General features: G+C 34.6%; 2 protein-coding genes. Both read left to right on the top strand.

Annotated elements, in window-relative coordinates; all coding sequences use genetic code 11:
- The first annotated feature begins 281 nt into the window (after positions 1-281).
- The gene (locus GQR56_RS10200) at positions 282-968 is read left to right on the top strand and encodes a hypothetical protein (RefSeq protein ID WP_166110996.1); all 687 of its coding nucleotides are present in this window, start codon (positions 282-284) and stop codon (positions 966-968) included.
- Between the two features lie 126 nt (positions 969-1,094).
- On the top strand, positions 1,095-1,326 hold a 232-nt coding region (locus GQR56_RS10195), incomplete at its 3' end, for a hypothetical protein (protein WP_166111176.1).

Below are 1,326 nucleotides of genomic sequence, written 5' to 3'. Positions count from 1 at the left end.
TAACTGAAGAGCCGGATGCGGTAGTTCCGCACGTCCGGATCTGTGTGGGGTCGGCCTAGCAATAGGTCGCTCTACCACGATAGGCTGTAGAATTATTCTTTTTTAAGAAAAACAGCCTGTTTTATGGGTTCCAAATGTATTACCTAATGCTTTAAAAACGCTTAGAGTTAACTACAGGAGCTCGTTTTTTAATTGAATTTGGCTGGTGGAGTTATTCTACAGCCTCGTTATGTTCTTCGAGTATATAAATATAGTCCTAGCTATAAACAAGGAGGTTATTTTTGAAAATTATAAAAAAAGACTTTGTGAGTGAAAATACAGAGTCTTTCTGCGCAAAAGGACATAAGCTTTCATCTGGAACTGCTTATTATATGCAATCTAAAGACGGTACAATTTACTTTGGTGGTAAACAATGTGCTGAGTCGCATGGGACAAATAACCTAAAAGATGTACCTGATCTTACTAAGTCTTTAGTTTCTTTGGGCAAAGGTTCGCAAACTGGCGGTGGTGGTAATAGTGGTGGTGTAAGCGACGAAAGAAAGAAGTCGTTGGCTATATCGTATCTGTTACTTCGGGAAGACCTTTTAAATGATTTCAGACTTAACGATAAAACTCTCTCGTTTAAAAAATTAAATGAATATTATAACTTTTATATTGAAAATGATGATTTAAATGAAAAGCAAATTAATCACATATTAAATTTAGAGATTTATTTTGCTAAAAATGTTGATGTTAAATATTCTATTAAAAATTTATCTACATGCCATGCTTATAAATTTATCTTGGATAGAACCGAAGCTCACCTTAGTAAAAATGAAAAAGAAGATGGTATTAAATTCGTTAAGTCTTTAAGGACTTATTTATTAACGCACTGTACTCTTAAACCCAAGCAAGTCATAGGGCTTCACAACTGGGTACAATATTTGCCTAAAGACTTAAGGGAAGCCAAGCTTAAGAGCTTTGATTAAGTGAACATAATAAGGTGTTTAAACGGAATGAAAACAGTGGGTTACGTTTCGCTTCGCTACACATTTTAGCCCACTATTTTAGTCCGTTTATGTGGGCGTTAGGTGTTTCTCAGGTTTGGAGTTCAAATGGGATTTAAGTTTTGGTTCGTTAGAGCATTAAAAGTATTTCTTGGAGTAGCTGCCTTACTTTTTATAGTTGAGTTGCTTAAACAGCATTCAGTTCAAGAAGCATTAATTTTTGCTTGTACTTGGTCTTTGATTACAACAACAGTGTTTATATGTTCAAGATTATATCAATCACGTAAAGGTGTAGAGTGTGCTTTGTGCAATGATATTCCAGACAAAAGTGATAAAAACA

The organism is Pseudoalteromonas sp. Z9A5, assembly GCF_011378875.1.
Taxonomy (GTDB): domain Bacteria; phylum Pseudomonadota; class Gammaproteobacteria; order Enterobacterales; family Alteromonadaceae; genus Pseudoalteromonas.
This window is presented reverse-complemented; position numbering and strand designations above follow the sequence as displayed.